This window comes from Pseudomonas gessardii (assembly GCF_001983165.1).
Classification (GTDB): Bacteria; Pseudomonadota; Gammaproteobacteria; order Pseudomonadales; family Pseudomonadaceae; genus Aquipseudomonas; species Aquipseudomonas gessardii.
In genome coordinates this window covers 1-15,157 of record NZ_MNPU01000034.1, presented here as the reverse complement: position 1 = coordinate 15,157, position 15,157 = coordinate 1, and the positions used below count along the sequence as shown (strand labels likewise).

Sequence of the window (15,157 nt, the reverse complement as noted above, 5' to 3'; positions counted from 1 at the left end):
CTCAAACCTCGAGCGGCGCGGCGGCGCGATTGAGTTCGGCCAGCGACAGGTTGCGGTCGAACAGCGAAGCCAAGCTCTGGTCATGGCTGACGAACAACAGGCTGGCGCCCGCCTCGCGGCATTCGGCGAACAACAGTTGAAGGAAGGCTTCCCGGGCATCGTGGTCCAGGGCCGAGGTCGGCTCGTCGGCGATCACCAGTTCCGGTTGGCCGATCAAGGCCCGGGCGGCGGCCACCCGTTGTTGCTGGCCGATGGACAGCGCATCGGCACGGCGCCCGAGCAAGTCCGGGTCCTTGAGGCCCAGGTGCGCGAGCAGGGTCGCGGCGGCCTGGTCGACACTGCCATGGCGCTGGATCGCCCGCTGCGCCCGCAGCTTGGAGAAGTGGCAAGGCAGTTCGACGTTTTCGCGGACCGAGAGAAACGGCAGCAGGTTGAACTGCTGGAAGATATAGCCGGTGTGGTCGACCCGGAACCGATCGCGGGCGCCGGCCGACAAGTCGGTCAACTCCTGGCCCAGCAGGCGGATGCTGCCGCGACTGGGTGTCTGCACCCCGCCCAGCAGGCCGAGCAGGGTGGTTTTGCCGCTGCCGCTGGGGCCCTTGAGGAACAGGGTTTCCCCCGGCTCCAGGCGAAACGCCGGGATATCCAGCAACTGGGGGTGACCGGGCCAGTTAAAGCCCAGGTCGGACAGTTCGATCAGTGCTTGGGTCATGGGAACTCAATATCACCTGCAGAGCGCGGTCACCTGTGGGAGCTGGCTTGCCTGCGATGCAGACGACGCGGTGTATCAGTGACACCGCGCCGATGCCATCGCAGGCAAGCCAGCTCCTACATCAACCGTGTGGGGTCAGAATTTCAGGGTCGCGGCAGCCGCCGTTGCTTCAACACCTTGCTGGCCGCCCGGGCTGATCAGTTGTACCTGAATTTTCTGGGTGGCGGGGAAGGTCTTGAAGAGGTTCGTCAGGTCGAGGTTTTTCAGCGCGGCAGGGGTGGCGCAGGTGAACTGGTAGTGGGCGTGGATTTCGCTGTGATCATGGTCATGGGCGGCCGCACCTTTGCCGTCGGTGGCGTGGTCATGATCGTCTTCTGGCTTGTCACCAAACAGCGGGCTTTCCAGCTCTTGGGTACTGACCACACAACCGGCAGCCTTGGGCAGGCTGAACAGCACCAGGGGTTGTTCCAGCTGCTTGCGGGCGGCGGCAACCTTGGCTTTGTCGGCGTCGGTGGTGGCCAGGTGCTCGAACCCCACCAGGTTCATCGCCGGGCTTTCCAGCTCCAGTTCCAGGGCCTTGCCATCGAGCGCTGCATTGAGGCGGCCAACGCCATGCTCATGGGCGCCAAGGCTGCCATGTTCATGGTCGTGATCGTGGTTGTGTTCGTCAGCAGCCTGGGCGGCCAGTGGCAACAGGGCAAACGGCAAAGCGAGCAACAGGCGGCGCATGGGGAGACTCCAAGGCGAGAATGAGGGTTTTGTTATGTGATCTTATAACAAAAGAGCCGAGAGTTTGACCGCCTGCTTGGCGTTGCGCAAGACGCATGGGAGCATGCTCGTCAGAAAAGTGCTGAGGACGAGCAATGATGCGAATTCGTGGAACCATCGGCGAGCTGCCCGTGGACTTGACCCTGGAGCTGGACGACAGCGATTGGGCGCGGCTGGGCGTGCACCTGCAGGCGGCCACGCCGGCGCCGGACACCGTGCCCGCCGCCGCGCCGGTCAATCAGGACGAGACCCTGTGGCAGGCCGCCCAGGACCTGCTGCGCGAGGCCGGGCCACTCAGCGGGCTGGAGTTGTCAGACCGCCTCGAAGGGCTGGCCGGTAGCGCCCAGGCCGGTAAGCGCCTGTTGGTGCGCCTGCGCCATAGCGCCAAGGTGAAGGTGTCCAGCGGCGGGGATACGCCGCAGTACAGTTGGATCGCTGATTAGTACAGCGCCGCAAACAGCTTGCGGCGATACACCGTGACCAGCGGGTGGTCGTTGCCCAGCAACTCGAACACTTGCAGCAGTGTCTTGTGCGGCAGGCCTTCGTTGTAGCTGCGGTTACGGATAAACAACTTCAGCAAGCCTTCCAGCGCCGCGTCATATTGCTGGCGGGCCAATTGCTGCACGGCCAGTTGATACGCCGCTTCATCATCCTGCGGGTTTTGCGCCAGGCGGGCCTTGAGGTCAGCGGCGTCCGGCAGGTCGGCGGCCTGGCGCAGGAAGGTGATCTGCGCCTTGGCACCGGCGAGTGCCGCCTTGTGCGCATCGCTCTTGACCGCATCAAGCACGGCCTGCGCTTCGCCCAGTTCGCCACGTTCGGCCAGGCAGCGGGCGTAGAGGATCAACGCGCCGGCGTTGGTGTTGTCTTCACCAAGCAAGGCCACCAGTACGGCCTCGGCCTCACTGACCCGGCCTTCGGCAAACAGCGCCTGGGCCTGCTCCAGCGGGTCCGCCTCGGCAGGGGGCGGCATCTGCACATGGGGTTCCAGCAGTGCGCGAATCTCAGACTCAGGCTTGGCCCCGGCAAACCCATCCACCGGCTGGCCGTCCTTGAACAGCACCACGGTCGGCAGGCTGCGAATGCCAAAGCGCGCAACGATATCCTGCTCGGCTTCGCAATCGACCTTGGCCAGCAGCAACTCGCCCTGATAGCTCTCGGCAATCTGCGCCAGCAACGGCATCAACGCCTTGCACGGCGCACACCATTCGGCCCAGAAATCCACCAGCACGGGTTTGTGGAACGAGTTTTCGATGACGGCCTGATCGAAGGTGGCGGTGGTGACATCGAAAATGTAGGGCGTGGGCTCACTCATGGAGGTTCTCAATGACGCGTGGGATGGGGCAACTATAAAGACTGGCGGTCTCTATCGGAAGCAGCGCAAGGATCAAGTACGAGAGACGTGCCAAAAAGGGTCCTGATACCAGTCACGAGGGAACCCCATCGCTTTTAGGTTGAGGTTGGGAAAACCGTTGATCAGGTGATAGAGATGCTGGTCCCAGCGAGTGTGGGGGCTTATCTGATACATCAGATGGTTAAGCATGCAAAGTGTCGGAAAAATGCGGGTATGGGGCCCTGGCTGGAGGAGATGGTTTGGCCACGGGAAATTGGCTTTCCTGGGTAATTCAGGACGAATACCCAGTTGCCGATTCCACATTTTTGAGTGGTGGGCGCACATGTTTCGCACAGTGGTCAAAGTGTGAAGCCAGGACTGCAGCAGTGGTGCGGGGAGCCCCAGGCGCCTGGCAATGGCTTTTTTATCCGCGTCCCTGGCCAGGCCCTTGTAGAGATGAGAGAGGTCGCCCAGCGTCAACTCTTCCAGCATCGCCCAACCCGGCATGAGAGCGGGGTGGTCATAGGTGTTTGGATAGTGACGCGCGTAGCTTTCTTTGGCTCTTTGACGCTTGAGATGGGCTTTTCGATTGTCGTCTGTGTGTAGTCGGTCGACACGCAAGCATTCGCGTTCGTAGTCGCGGGTCGCCACAGACTGTCTGGTGTGTAGCGTTGCAAGCAGGCGCTGGTGGTTAAATGTCGGGTGAAAAGCCTGGCTGTCGATGTACCAATGGCTGCCATAGGTGGGGCCCATGTGATTGCTGATGACTGCACGGGAGGCGATCTCGACCCGCTCAATGGCATCCATGGCCAATAGGCGCAGGCGGCGGTCAAAGTCGTAGAGTCGTGCCAGTTGGTGAAAGTGGATGCCGGCATGGAAGTGGTGGTTGATATCTTCCGATTGTTGGAAGGGCCGCATATAGGGGCTTAATCGAAAGAAACTGACCGACTGCAGGAAGTCCCGAGCGCCTGTTTCATCGTCAATGATCAAGCCCCGGGACTTGAGCAGCTCCAACTGGGCCGGGACGTCAATGGCAGGTTTGTCGAACGCCCTCATGCCGGAAAACCAGCAGGCATAAAAAACCCGCACAATTTGTGCTTGGTTACTGGCGCAACCAGAGGCATGGCGGGTGTATTGCCAAGCAGATTATGCAACTGCCCAGGTTTTTGCAACGCCCTTGGAGGGACGCTGACCGGCGAAAAAACGGGGGAAGGCATGCAGGTCGATCGTCCAGGCCGCGTGCGGGAGGACGGTATTTTCCATGTCCTGCCGGGCGCTGTCTTAGCCACTCTATTGCTGAAAATTTGTAACTGAGAGGCCTAGCGCCGCGAATGGTACAGACTCACCCTACGAAACTCCCAAGGCTCCGCCAGGTCCGGCAGGGTCAGCGCCTCCAGGATCCCCAGCCGCTGATAATCCGCATGTTGGAAGTCCCGCACCCGCGAGTCGGCGACCAAGGCTTCGCGCCCGCGGCTGAGGAATTGATCCAACAGCGGCAGGTTGGCCCGGTCGTACAGCACGTCGGCCACCAGGATCAGGTCGAAACGATCGGCTTCGGCAAAAAAATCCGCCGAATAGCCCAGCGTCACGCCATTGAGTTGCGCATTCGCCCGGCAGGCGCCGAGTGCCAGCGGGTCGAGGTCACAGGCCACCACTTCCAGGGCGCCGGCTTTCACGGCGGCAATCCCCGCAACGCCTGAGCCGGCGCCAAAATCCAGGACGCGTTTGCCCGCCACCCACTCGGGGTTGGCGGCCAGGTAGCGGGCCAGTGCCAGGCCACTGGCCCAGCAGAAACTCCAGTAGGGCGGTTCATGCAGGATGCGTCGGGTTTCCTCGGGGCTGAAGGCGCGGTCCATGTTGTCGGCGTCCAGCAGCCATAACGACAGGTCGGTGCCCGGCAACGGGCAGGGCACCAGTTGCGCGCCGCCGATCAGTTCGCTCAAGGCCCGTTGCAGGTGCAGCGGTGGCGTCATGGGGCGCGCACGAGTTGCAGGGGGCCGGTGGTCTGGGTGATAGCTTGCTGGATACGCACCGCCGGCAGGTGCAGGATCAACTGCCCGGATTGGCTGGCGCGGCCGCGCAGTTCAACGCGGGCGCCAGTGGGGAACGCCTGCGGGTTGAAGCGCAGGCGGAAGGCCAGCGGTTTGTTGTTGCCGATCAGCACGCTGCTGGCCAGCAGTTGTTGCGGGCGGCTGCGGTCGTCGATCACCAGCAGCGCCAGCTCCACTTCGGCACCGGCCGGTACGCCATTGAGGGTACCGCTCACTTCACGCTGATAGGCCGGCAAAGGCCCGAGCGGTTCCTGGCCGGGGATTTTTTTCTCTTGTTGCGGCGTGGGTTGCGGGGCCGCTGGTTTTGGCGCTTCGCTGCTGCAGGCGACCAGAAAACTGAACATTGTGAGTAAAACCAGCGGTCGTAACGGCATGTACGGCTCCAAAAAGGGCAAAAATCCCTGAACTAAACAGAAGAAACATAATAGTCAGCCTATATACCGTAAAGGCTATGGCTTGTCTTGCCACGGGGATGCGCTACCATGGCCCTCCCTTTTTTTGTTGCCTGCCACCATGCACTGTCCCTTCTGCGGTGCCAACGACACCAAGGTCATTGACTCGCGTCTGGTCGCCGAGGGCGATCAAGTGCGTCGCCGGCGCGAATGCCTGGCCTGCGGTGAACGTTTCACCACCTTTGAAACCGCCGAGCTGGTACTGCCGCGCCTGATCAAGTCCGACGGCAGCCGCCAGCCCTTCGACGAAGAGAAACTGCGCGCCGGTATGCAGCGCGCCCTGGAAAAACGCCCGGTGAGTGTCGAGCGCCTGGAAGCGGCGCTGGCGCATATCAAGCACAAGCTGCGGGCGACCGGCGAGCGCGAGGTCAAGAGCCTGGTGGTTGGAGAACTGGTGATGGGCGAGCTGCAAAAGCTCGACGAAGTTGCCTACATTCGTTTCGCCTCGGTGTATCGACGCTTCCAGGACCTCAATGAGTTCCGCGAAGAGATCGACCGCCTGGCCCGTGAGCCGGTCAAAGAATGAACCCTCCTTCTGCAGAACAGGCGGTGCTCGACGCCCATTACATGGCCCGCGCCCTCGAATTGGCGCGCAAGGGCCTGTACACCACCCATCCCAACCCCCGGGTCGGCTGTGTGATTGTGCGCGATGGGCAGATTGTCGGCGAAGGCTGGCATGAGCGCACCGGCGAACCCCATGCCGAACCCAACGCCTTGCGCGCCGCCGGCGATAAAGCCCGGGGTGCCACGGTGTACGTGACGCTTGAACCGTGCAGCCATTATGGCCATACGCCGCCCTGCGCCGATGCGCTGGTGACCGCTGGCGTAGCGCGGGTGGTCGCGGGCATGCAGGACCCGAACCCGGAAGTGGCCGGGCGTGGCCTGCAGCGCCTGGCCCAGGCCGGTATCGAGGTGCTCGGCGGCGTGCTGGAAAGCCAGGCACGCGCGCTGAACCCTGGGTTCCTCAAACGCATGGAGCACGGCCTGCCGTTTGTGCGGGTCAAGCTGGCGATGAGCCTGGACGGGCGCACCGCAATGGCCAGTGGCGAAAGCCAATGGATCACCGGCCCCGCCGCCCGCGCCGCCGTGCAGCGCCTGCGGGCCGAGGCCAGTGTGGTGTTGACCGGCGCCGATACCGTGCTGGCCGATGGCGCACGCCTGACCGTGCGCGCCGCCGAACTGGGCCTGGATGCGCAAACCACCGCCCTGGCCATGTCGCGCCCGCCGCTGCGCGTGCTGATCGACGGTCGCCTGCGGGTGCCGCTCAATGCGCCGTTCTTCAAGGCCGGCCCGGCCCTGGTCATCACCTGCGTGACCGCGGAAAACCAGTTCCCCCGTGGCCCCGAATGCCTGGTGGTGCCGGGCGTTGATGGCCAGGTCGACCTGCGCTCGGCGCTGGTGGCCCTGGCGGCCCGTGGCGTCAACGAGGTGCTGGTGGAAGCCGGCCCGAGCCTGGCAGGCGCGTTTGCCCAGCAGGGCCTGGTGGACGAGTACGTGATTTTTGTCGCCGGCAAGTTCCTGGGCTCCGCCGCCCGGCCTTTGCTGGACTGGCCGCTTGAGAAACTGGCCGATGCCCCCCAACTCAGGATTACCGACATGCGCGCTGTAGGCGACGACTGGCGAGTCACTGCCATTCCTGTGCCAGCAGCGGGCGTATAATTCTTGCCCTGCGCCACGCTTCTTTCTGGAGGACTTCATGTTTACTGGCATTATCGAATCCATCGGCAGTATCCGCGCCATGACCCCCAAAGGCGGCGACGTGCGCCTGCTGGTTGAAACCGGCAAGCTGGACCTCGGCGACGTCAAGCTGGGCGACAGCATCGCCGTCAGCGGCGTGTGCCTGACCGTCATCGAACTGCCGGGCAACGGCTTTGCCGCCGATGTCAGCCGCGAGACGCTGGACTGCACCGCGATGAATGACCTCAAGGCCGGCAGCCCGGTCAACCTGGAAAAAGCCCTGACCCCGACCACCCGCCTGGGCGGCCACCTGGTCAGCGGTCATGTCGACGGCGTTGGCGAAGTGGTGGCGCGCAGCGAAAACGCGCGGGCCGTGGAGTTTCGCATCCGTGCGCCGAAAGAACTGGCCAAGTACATCGCCCACAAAGGTTCGATCACCGTCGATGGCACCAGCCTGACCGTGAACGCCGTGAATGGCGCCGAATTTGAACTGACCATCATTCCCCACACCCTCAGCGAAACCATCATGGCCTCGTACCAGCCGGGTCGCCGGGTGAACCTGGAAGTGGACTTGCTTGCCCGTTACCTGGAGCGCCTGCTACTGGGCGAAAAGGCCGCAGAGCCTGCAGCCGGTAACATCACCGAAAGTTTTCTGGCCGCTAACGGCTACCTGAAATCCTGACCAAGGGGGTGCCGCGTGGCGCTCAATAGCATCGAAGAACTGGTTGAAGACATCCGCCAAGGCAAGATGGTCATCCTGATGGATGACGAAGACCGCGAGAACGAAGGCGACCTGATCATGGCCGCCGAGTTGTGCCAGCCGGAACACATCAACTTCATGGCCAAGCACGCCCGTGGCCTGATCTGCATGCCCATGAGCCGCGAGCGCTGCGAACTGCTCAAACTGCCGCTGATGGCGCCACGCAATGGTTCGGGGTTTGGTACCAAGTTCACCGTCTCGATTGAAGCGACCACCGGCGTGACCACCGGCATCTCCGCCGCTGACCGTGCCCGTACCGTGCAAGCCGCTGCCGCCAAAGACGCCAAGGCCGAAGACATTGTCAGCCCTGGCCATATCTTCCCGCTGATGGCACAGCCTGGTGGCACCCTGGCCCGGGCCGGCCATACCGAAGCGGCCTGCGACCTGGCGCGCATGGCCGGGTTCGAGCCGAGCGGGGTGATCTGCGAAGTGATGAACGACGACGGCACCATGGCCCGTCGCCCGGAGCTGGAAGCCTTTGCTGCCGAGCACAGCATCAAGATCGGCACCATCGCCGACCTGATCCACTACCGGATGATCCACGAGCGTACCGTTCAGCGGATCGCCGAGCAGCCGCTGGACAGCGAACTGGGGCATTTCAACCTGGTGACCTACCGTGATTCGGTGGAAGGCGATGTGCACATGGCCCTGACCCTGGGCAACATCTGCGCCGAAGAGCCAACCCTGGTGCGTGTGCACAACATGGACCCGTTGCGCGACCTGTTGATGGTCAAGCAGCCGGGCCGGTGGAGCCTGCGGGCCGCCATGGCCGCGGTGTCCGCGGCGGGCAGCGGGGTCGTGCTGTTGCTGGGCAACCCGGTGGATGGCGATGTGCTGCTGGCGCATATCCGCGAAAGTGCTGACCAGGTGCCGGCGAAAAAACCGACCACCTACAGCATCGTCGGCGCCGGTTCGCAGATCCTGCGTGACCTGGGCGTGCGCAAAATGCGCCTGATGAGTGCGCCAATGAAATTTAATGCGATATCCGGTTTCGACCTGGAAGTAGTAGAATACGTGCCCTCCGAATAAAGGCCGGCGATTGTCGCCCGTTGTTCGCGGTTCAAATATCACTAAGGGGCGCGTCATAAACGCGTCCCGGCTCTTTAAGAGATTTGTCGAATGACCCTCAAGACCATCGAAGGTACCTTCATCGCCCCCAAAGGCCGCTACGCCCTGGTGGTTGGCCGCTTCAACAGCTTCGTGGTTGAAAGCCTGGTAAGCGGTGCCGTGGACGCCCTGGTTCGCCACGGTGTGAGCGAAAGCGATATCACGATTATCCGTGCCCCTGGCGCCTTCGAGATTCCACTGGTTGCGCAGAAAGTGGCGCAGCAAGGCGAATACGCAGCGATCATCGCCCTGGGCGCGGTCATTCGTGGCGGCACCCCGCACTTCGAGTACGTGGCTGGCGAATGCACCAAGGGCCTGGCCCAGGTGTCCATGGAGTTCGGCGTGCCGGTTGCTTTCGGCGTGCTGACCGTGGATTCCATCGAGCAAGCCATCGAGCGTTCCGGCACCAAGGCCGGTAACAAAGGCGCTGAAGCTGCCCTGTCCGCGCTGGAAATGGTCAGCCTGCTGTCGCAGTTGGAGGCCAAGTGATTTCCGACGAGAGCGATCGTTTCAACCCACGCGAGCCACGTCCTGCAGACGCCGGCAAGCCATCGAAGAACGAAAAGCGCCGGGCTGCCCGTCAGTTGGCGACCCAGGCGCTGTATCAGCGTCAGATGGCGGGTACTTCGCTGAACGAAATCGAAGCGCAGTTTCGTGTCGACAACGATTTTACTTTCGCCGACCTGCCGTACTTTCACGACATCCTGCACGGCGTGCATGCCAACCTGACCGAGATCGACACGGCCCTGGCGCCTTGCCTGGACCTGACCCTCGAAGAGCTGGACCCGGTTGAACTGTGCGTGATGCGCCTGTCCACCTGGGAACTGCTCAAGCGCGTCGACGTGCCGTACCGTGTTGTGATCAACGAAGGGATCGAACTGGCGAAAGTCTATGGTTCGACCGACGGTCACAAGTTCGTCAACGGCGTGCTCGACAAGCTGGCCCCGCGCCTGCGTGACGCTGAAGTGAAGGCGAACAAGCGCTAACCTGCGCTTGGCTCCCTGATGGGCGAGTTCGAGCTGATCCGCACCTACTTCGCCGCCGCGCCCTGTGCGCAAGGCGGCGAGGGCATTGCCCTGGGGATCGGCGACGACTGCGCCTTGCTGGCGGTTCCCCCGGGGGAACAGCTGGCAATCTCCACCGATACCCTGGTGGCCGGCGTGCACTTTGCCGACCCCTGCGACCCGTTCCTGCTCGGCCAGCGCTCGCTGGCAGTGGCAGTCAGCGACCTGGCGGCCATGGGCGCCAATCCTCTGGCATTCACGCTTGCACTCACCACACCGACGGTCACGGCCGATTGGTTGCAACGCTATGCCCAGGGCTTGAACGCCATGGCCCAGCGCTGCAGCGTGGGCCTGGTGGGCGGCGATACCACCCGGGGACCGCTGAGCCTGACCATTACTGTATTTGGCCGTGTCCCGGCGGGGCAGGCGTTGACCCGCAGTGGCGCGCAGCCGGGCGACCTGCTGTGTGTGGGCGGTGACCTGGGCAATGCGGCCGGGGCTTTGCCATTGGTCCTGGGGCAGCGTAGCGCCGCCGCGCAGATCGCCGAACCGCTGCTGGGCCACTACTGGTCGCCGCAACCGCAGTTGGCCCTGGGCATGGCGTTGCGTGGCAAGGCGACGGCTGCACTGGATATTTCCGACGGCCTGCTGGCCGATTGCGGGCATATCGCCAAGGCTTCAGGTGTAAGCCTGGTGATCGAGCGGCAGCGCTTGCCGCTGTCGGCGGCGTTGCTGGCCTTCCTGGGGGAGGATCAGGCGCGGTCTGCGGCCTTGAGCGGTGGCGACGATTACGTCCTGGCGTTTACCTTGCCGCCTGCTGAGCTGGCGCCATTGCTGGCCGATGGTTGGTCGGTGCAGGTTGTCGGGCGTGTGGCGGCGGGGGCGGGCGTGCGACTGCTGGATGCCAGCGGCCACGACATCACCCCGGCCGTGGGCGGTTATCAACATTTTCGCGAGACGCCTTGATACGGCAGGCTGCGCTACCCTTTAGCGCATTGTAGAAACGATCGCTTTTCCCAGGAGGACGTCATCATGGGGCTACGTCGCTGGTTGCTGATCCTGCTGTGTATTGTCGCGTCTCCCGTGTGGGCCGGTGACACCCCCGAAGTGCCCAGCCAGATCCGTCTGGCCAGTGAAACCTGGAATGACTACACCAACGCCGACGGCAGCGGCCTGGCCTGGGACGTGTTGCGGGAAATCTTCGAGCCGGCCGGGGTCAAGGTCAAGATTCGCAGCGTGCCCTATACCCGTTCGGTCGGCCTGGCCCGGCGTGGCGAAGTGGATGCCTGGGTCGGCTCCTATCATGATGAAGCCGAGGGCGTGCTGTACGCGCGCTGGCACTATGACGCCGACCACATCTACGCCCTGGGCCTGGCCAACGGCCCGGTGCCGACCCTGGCGACCCTGGGCACCTACCGCCTGGCCTGGGTGCGCGGCTACAAGTACGAGGAGTACCTGCCCAATATTCACCGCTTCAACCAAATCGAACGGCGTGGCGGGATTTTGCCGATGCTCCAGCACGGGCGGGCCGACTTCTACATCGATGCCCTGGCCGAGCTGAAATACATCCTTGGCCAGGCCAAGGATCCCGCAGCATTCAAGCTGACGCACATTGCCGAACTGCCATTGTTCCTGGGGTTTACCAACAACCAGAGGGGGCGGGCGTTGCGGGCGCTGTTTGACCGGCGCATGGCGGCACTGGTGGACAGCGGCGAGTTGAAACCGATTTTCCAGCGTTGGAACCAGGCGTATCCGTTTTGACGCCCATAGAACCAAGGCAAAGGCCAATCGAACCTATTGATCTTTATCAGCGATAATTCAGCTTAAGCGTCTGTAGGAACGTGCTGTTACAATGCCCGCCTCTGTGAAATCTGAAATCAGGAGCACACGGTGCCCGTCGTTTTCGTTGCTGCTTCCAAGCTGCCTACCCCTTTTGCCACGTTCACCATGCATGGCTTTCTTGAAAAAGCCTCCGGGCGCGAGCACGTCGTGCTCAGCCTGGGCGATGTGGCCGATGGCGCCCCCGTCCTGGGCCGCTTGCACTCCGAATGCCTGACCGGTGACGCACTGTTCAGCCAGCGTTGCGACTGCGGCTCGCAACTGGAAGCCGCCATGCAAGCCATCGCCCGTGAAGGTCGTGGCGTGCTGCTGTATCTGCGTCAGGAAGGCCGTGGCATTGGCTTGCTGAACAAGATCCGCGCCTACGAACTGCAAGACGGTGGCGCCGATACCGTCGAGGCCAACGAGCGCCTGGGCTTTGCCGCCGACCAGCGCGACTACGCCATCTGCCTGCCGATGCTTGAACACCTTGGGGTCAAGTCCCTGCGCCTGATGACCAACAACCCGCGCAAGGTCAAGGCCTTGACCGAGATGGGCATCACCGTCGCCGAGCGCGTGCCGTTGCACACCGGGCACAACCCGCACAACAAACTCTACCTGGCGACCAAGGCCAGTAAGCTCGACCACATGATGGGCAACGAGCATCAGGGCGAGGTTGGCCGGGCGTGACGCGTGGCCAGGTCAAGCGGCGGCTGTCCTTCAGTTGGTGGCAGTACCTGGCGTTGGCGCTGCTGCCGTTGTTCGTGATCAATCTGGTATTTGGCCAGGGTGAGCCGCTGTTGCCGGTGCTGGCGATGCCGTTTTTTATCGCCGGGGCCGCGTCGATGTTTGCCAGCCTGCGTTACTTCCATGGCTACAAACATGCGCTGATCGCCACCTCCAAGGCCCTCGATACGCCTGAAGAACCCGCCGCGTGGATTACCCTGGCGGCCCGTCGGCGCACGGCGTTGCTGGTCGCGGCGTTGCCGGCCTGGATCGGTGCGCTGGCGGTGTTCGTCGGCCTGGAAGCGGTGCCGCTGTTTCTCCTGGCCTTGTCGACCCTGGTGCTGTTCTACCTCTATCGCATCCCGCGTCAGCTCGGTTGATGCGCCTCTGGCTGGCGGGTCTGCTGCTGGCCGCCAGCGCGTCGGCGACGGCGGTCGAGCGGGTGGTCAGCCTCGCGCCTTCCTTGTCTGAAATCGTCGTTGAACTGGGCGCTGCCGATCTGTTGGTGGGCGTACTCGACGGCGGTGAACGGCCTGACGCGCTGCGTAACCTGCCCTCGGTGGGGCATTATGGGCAGTTGGATCTGGAGCGACTGCTCAGCCTGCAGCCTGACTTGCTGCTGCTCTGGCCCGGCAGCGTCGGCCCTGCCCAGCGTGAGCAGCTCAAGCGCTTGAACATCCCGGTCTACGTCGCCGAACCCCATAGCCTTGAACAACTGAGCCGCCAGGTCGAAGCCATCGCCCAACAACTAGGCCGCGCTGAAGAAGGTCACCAACTGGCGGCCCGTTTGCGTCAACGCTTGGCCGAGTTGCGCCAGCGCTATCAGCGCAGCCAGCCGTTGCGGGTGTTCTACCAGGTATGGAACCAGCCGCTGTACACCGTAGGCGGTGGGCAAATCATCAGCGATGCACTCAGCGTGTGTGGCGCGCGCAATGTGTTTGATGACCTCAAGCTGCCAGCCCCGCAGGTCAGTATCGAGTCGGTGTTGCAGCGTGATCCCGAGGTGATCCTCGCGGCGGATCAAGCGCAACTGGACGACTGGAAGGCCTGGCCCCAGGTGGCGGCGGTGGCCCAGGGACGCTTGCTGATCGTGCCGGACAAAGGGCTGGAGCGGCCCAGTGGGCAGATGGTGGAGGCGGTGGCGAGGTTGTGTCAGGTGATTGCGCCGAACCGCTAAGACCGCTATCGCAGGCAAGCCAGCTCCCACATTTGACTGTATTCACCCATCAAAAGGTGGGAGCTCGGCAGTGCAGAATATTTTAGCTACACCACAGAACACATGTGGGAGCTGGCTTGCCTGCGATGGCGTCGTCCCAGACAACCTCAGAGCTGCGGCGTCCACGTCACCCCAAGCATCCACGTCCGGCCTTCTTCGCGGTACGGCTGGTTGTTCGCGAAGTTTGGCTCGTCATAGCTGTACCACGCCCGCGTATAGCGGCGATCCAGCAGGTTATCGACCTTCAACGACAATGCCACTTCCCGATTCAGCGCCCAACTGCTGCGTAATCCCAGCAGGTAATAGCCCGCGAGCCGGTTCTTGTTGTCTTCGGCGTCGTAGCTGCTGCTGATGGCCTGCCAACTGGCGCCCAGGCTCAATTGCTCGAACTGCCGATCCAGGTCCAGGTTCAGAGTGCGCCGGGCACGACGGGCCAGGGTATGGCCGCTGCTGCGGTCGCGCGGGTCGATGATCGACAGGCCCAGGTTGCCTTGCCAGCCGAAGAACTCTTGCTTGAGGGCGGCTTCGAAGCCGTTGATACGGGCGTTGGCGACGTTGTACGGAATGTAGTTATTCTGCTGCTGCGCGATGATCGCGTCCTTGAGATCAGTGCGATACAGAGAGGTTTCCAGGCGTGTGGTGTCGGTCAGTTGGCTGCGCCATTGCAACTCATAGCTTTTCGAGTGCTCGGGCTTGAGGTTGGGGTTGCTGCCGCCGGGGTAGTACAGATCGTTGAAGCTCGGCGCACGAAAGCCCTCGCTGTAACTCAGTAATACGTCGTTGTCGCTGTTGACCGGCAAGGTCAGCGTGCCGCTCCAACTGTTCTGCCCGCCGAATTGCTGGTTGTCGTCGCGGCGCAGCCCCAGTTCGGTGGAAAACCACTCCCCCTTGAAACGATGCTGGATAAACGCGGCGCGGTTCCAGCGGCTGTTTTCGCTGAACGTGGTGCTGCCGTGAAAACGGTCTTCATACCATTCGCCACCGAGGATCAGGCTGTTCTGCTGATCGAGCGTCAGGTCGTTCTGCCAGTTGATCGAGTCGCGATAGGTGTTGAACACACTGAAGTCAGCGCTGAGCTTGTCACGTTTTGTGTCGCGGTTTTCACTGTGGCCTAGCTCCACACGGGTCTGCCAGGCCTCGTTGGGTTGGGCATCGATATAAGCGCTGGCGCTGCTGACGGTGTAGTCGGTATAGGGCTTCTGGCCGACACTTTGCCCGCTAGCGAAATCATAGCGACCAAAGCTGTTGTCATATTCCGACTTGCCACGGCTATCCAGCAGGTTGAAACCCACCTCCAGCTGATCGCTGAACTCATGGCTAAGGTTCAAACTCAGCGACTTATTGCGATAGGCATCATGGTCGCGGTCGCTGGGGAAGGATGCATGGCTCCAGTCAATACCGGCGGTGTCTGTAGTGGTCAACTAATCCCGGACACGACGTTAAGTTTTTCCTCGGCCCGCGCTGGCGCCAACCCATCGTTGAATTGGTGAGGCCGAATCCAGTTGTAGCGATGCATCAAAAAATGGCTGATATCGC

The 15,157-nt window shown here is 62.7% G+C and carries 18 protein-coding genes and 1 pseudogene; 12 read left to right on the top strand and 7 right to left on the bottom strand.

Features of this window, described 5'->3' with window-relative positions:
* Window position 1: 1 nt before the first annotated feature.
* Both BLL38_RS20420 and BLL38_RS20415 read right to left on the bottom strand, forming a co-directional pair.
* Window positions 2-712 (bottom strand): ABC transporter ATP-binding protein, encoded by a 711-nt coding sequence (locus BLL38_RS20420; RefSeq protein ID WP_076964109.1) that lies wholly within the window; start codon window positions 710-712, stop codon window positions 2-4.
* Between the two features lie 135 nt (window positions 713-847).
* The gene (locus tag BLL38_RS20415; RefSeq protein ID WP_076964108.1) at window positions 848-1,441 is read right to left on the bottom strand and encodes a DUF2796 domain-containing protein; all 594 of its coding nucleotides are present in this window, start codon (window positions 1,439-1,441) and stop codon (window positions 848-850) included.
* Between the two features lie 134 nt (window positions 1,442-1,575).
* On the opposite strand from BLL38_RS20415, the gene BLL38_RS20410 reads away from it, so the two are divergent.
* Window positions 1,576-1,923: a hypothetical protein gene (locus tag BLL38_RS20410; protein ID WP_076964107.1), complete on the top strand. Its 348-nt coding sequence runs from the start codon at window positions 1,576-1,578 to the stop codon at window positions 1,921-1,923.
* On the opposite strand, the gene trxA is transcribed toward BLL38_RS20410, so the two are convergent.
* The 4 genes from trxA to BLL38_RS20390 all read right to left on the bottom strand — a co-directional run bounded on the left by trxA (window position 1,920) and on the right by BLL38_RS20390 (window position 5,235).
* The gene (gene trxA, locus BLL38_RS20405) at window positions 1,920-2,792 is read right to left on the bottom strand and encodes a thioredoxin (protein ID WP_076964106.1); all 873 of its coding nucleotides are present in this window, start codon (window positions 2,790-2,792) and stop codon (window positions 1,920-1,922) included. The genes BLL38_RS20410 and trxA overlap by 4 nt on opposite strands.
* 72 nt (window positions 2,793-2,864) lie before the next feature.
* The gene (locus tag BLL38_RS20400) at window positions 2,865-3,866 is read right to left on the bottom strand and encodes an Abi family protein (RefSeq protein WP_076964105.1); all 1,002 of its coding nucleotides are present in this window, start codon (window positions 3,864-3,866) and stop codon (window positions 2,865-2,867) included.
* Window positions 3,867-4,129: 263 nt separating this feature from the next.
* The gene (locus tag BLL38_RS20395; RefSeq protein ID WP_076964104.1) at window positions 4,130-4,783 is read right to left on the bottom strand and encodes a class I SAM-dependent methyltransferase; all 654 of its coding nucleotides are present in this window, start codon (window positions 4,781-4,783) and stop codon (window positions 4,130-4,132) included.
* Window positions 4,780-5,235: a YbaY family lipoprotein gene (locus BLL38_RS20390; RefSeq protein ID WP_076964103.1), complete on the bottom strand. Its 456-nt coding sequence runs from the start codon at window positions 5,233-5,235 to the stop codon at window positions 4,780-4,782. Before BLL38_RS20390 ends, BLL38_RS20395 begins: the two co-directional genes overlap by 4 nt.
* Window positions 5,236-5,374: 139 nt before the next feature.
* On the opposite strand from BLL38_RS20390, the gene nrdR reads away from it, so the two are divergent.
* The 11 genes from nrdR to BLL38_RS20335 all read left to right on the top strand — a co-directional run bounded on the left by nrdR (window position 5,375) and on the right by BLL38_RS20335 (window position 13,582).
* Complete coding sequence (nrdR, locus tag BLL38_RS20385) at window positions 5,375-5,839, top strand: transcriptional regulator NrdR (protein WP_162493898.1); 465 nt, start codon at window positions 5,375-5,377, stop codon at window positions 5,837-5,839.
* Window positions 5,836-6,972: a bifunctional diaminohydroxyphosphoribosylaminopyrimidine deaminase/5-amino-6-(5-phosphoribosylamino)uracil reductase RibD gene (ribD, locus tag BLL38_RS20380; protein WP_076964101.1), complete on the top strand. Its 1,137-nt coding sequence runs from the start codon at window positions 5,836-5,838 to the stop codon at window positions 6,970-6,972. The genes nrdR and ribD overlap by 4 nt, the downstream gene beginning before the upstream one ends.
* Before the next feature lie 37 nt (window positions 6,973-7,009).
* The gene (locus BLL38_RS20375) at window positions 7,010-7,672 is read left to right on the top strand and encodes a riboflavin synthase (protein WP_044269053.1); all 663 of its coding nucleotides are present in this window, start codon (window positions 7,010-7,012) and stop codon (window positions 7,670-7,672) included.
* A 15-nt stretch (window positions 7,673-7,687) separates the two neighbouring features.
* Window positions 7,688-8,779 carry a bifunctional 3,4-dihydroxy-2-butanone-4-phosphate synthase/GTP cyclohydrolase II gene (gene ribBA / locus BLL38_RS20370; RefSeq protein ID WP_076964100.1) on the top strand — a complete coding sequence of 364 codons (1,092 nt, stop codon included), beginning with the start codon at window positions 7,688-7,690 and terminating at the stop codon, window positions 8,777-8,779.
* A 90-nt stretch (window positions 8,780-8,869) separates the two neighbouring features.
* Window positions 8,870-9,346, top strand: a complete 477-nt coding sequence (gene ribH / locus BLL38_RS20365; protein ID WP_003176356.1) for a 6,7-dimethyl-8-ribityllumazine synthase — start codon at window positions 8,870-8,872, stop codon at window positions 9,344-9,346.
* The gene (gene nusB, locus BLL38_RS20360) at window positions 9,343-9,843 is read left to right on the top strand and encodes a transcription antitermination factor NusB (protein WP_076964099.1); all 501 of its coding nucleotides are present in this window, start codon (window positions 9,343-9,345) and stop codon (window positions 9,841-9,843) included. Before ribH ends, nusB begins: the two co-directional genes overlap by 4 nt.
* Before the next feature lie 18 nt (window positions 9,844-9,861).
* Window positions 9,862-10,827, top strand: coding sequence for a thiamine-phosphate kinase (thiL, locus tag BLL38_RS20355; protein ID WP_076964098.1), 966 nt, complete (start codon window positions 9,862-9,864; stop codon window positions 10,825-10,827).
* Window positions 10,828-10,893: 66 nt separating this feature from the next.
* Window positions 10,894-11,622, top strand: a complete 729-nt coding sequence (locus BLL38_RS20350) for a substrate-binding periplasmic protein (protein ID WP_076964097.1) — start codon at window positions 10,894-10,896, stop codon at window positions 11,620-11,622.
* A gap of 129 nt (window positions 11,623-11,751) precedes the next feature.
* The gene (ribA, locus tag BLL38_RS20345) at window positions 11,752-12,369 is read left to right on the top strand and encodes a GTP cyclohydrolase II (RefSeq protein WP_076964096.1); all 618 of its coding nucleotides are present in this window, start codon (window positions 11,752-11,754) and stop codon (window positions 12,367-12,369) included.
* Window positions 12,366-12,785, top strand: a complete 420-nt coding sequence (locus BLL38_RS20340) for a nuclear FMR1 interacting 1 family protein (RefSeq protein ID WP_076964095.1) — start codon at window positions 12,366-12,368, stop codon at window positions 12,783-12,785. The genes ribA and BLL38_RS20340 overlap by 4 nt, the downstream gene beginning before the upstream one ends.
* Entirely contained in the window at window positions 12,785-13,582 is a 798-nt protein-coding gene (locus BLL38_RS20335) for a cobalamin-binding protein (protein ID WP_076964094.1), read from the top strand. Before BLL38_RS20340 ends, BLL38_RS20335 begins: the two co-directional genes overlap by 1 nt.
* Before the next feature lie 146 nt (window positions 13,583-13,728).
* Here BLL38_RS20335 and BLL38_RS20330 read toward each other — a convergent pair.
* Window positions 13,729-15,030 (bottom strand): annotated as a pseudogene (locus tag BLL38_RS20330) (TonB-dependent receptor domain-containing protein); the annotation flags it as partial.
* Window positions 15,031-15,157 lie beyond the last annotated feature (127 nt).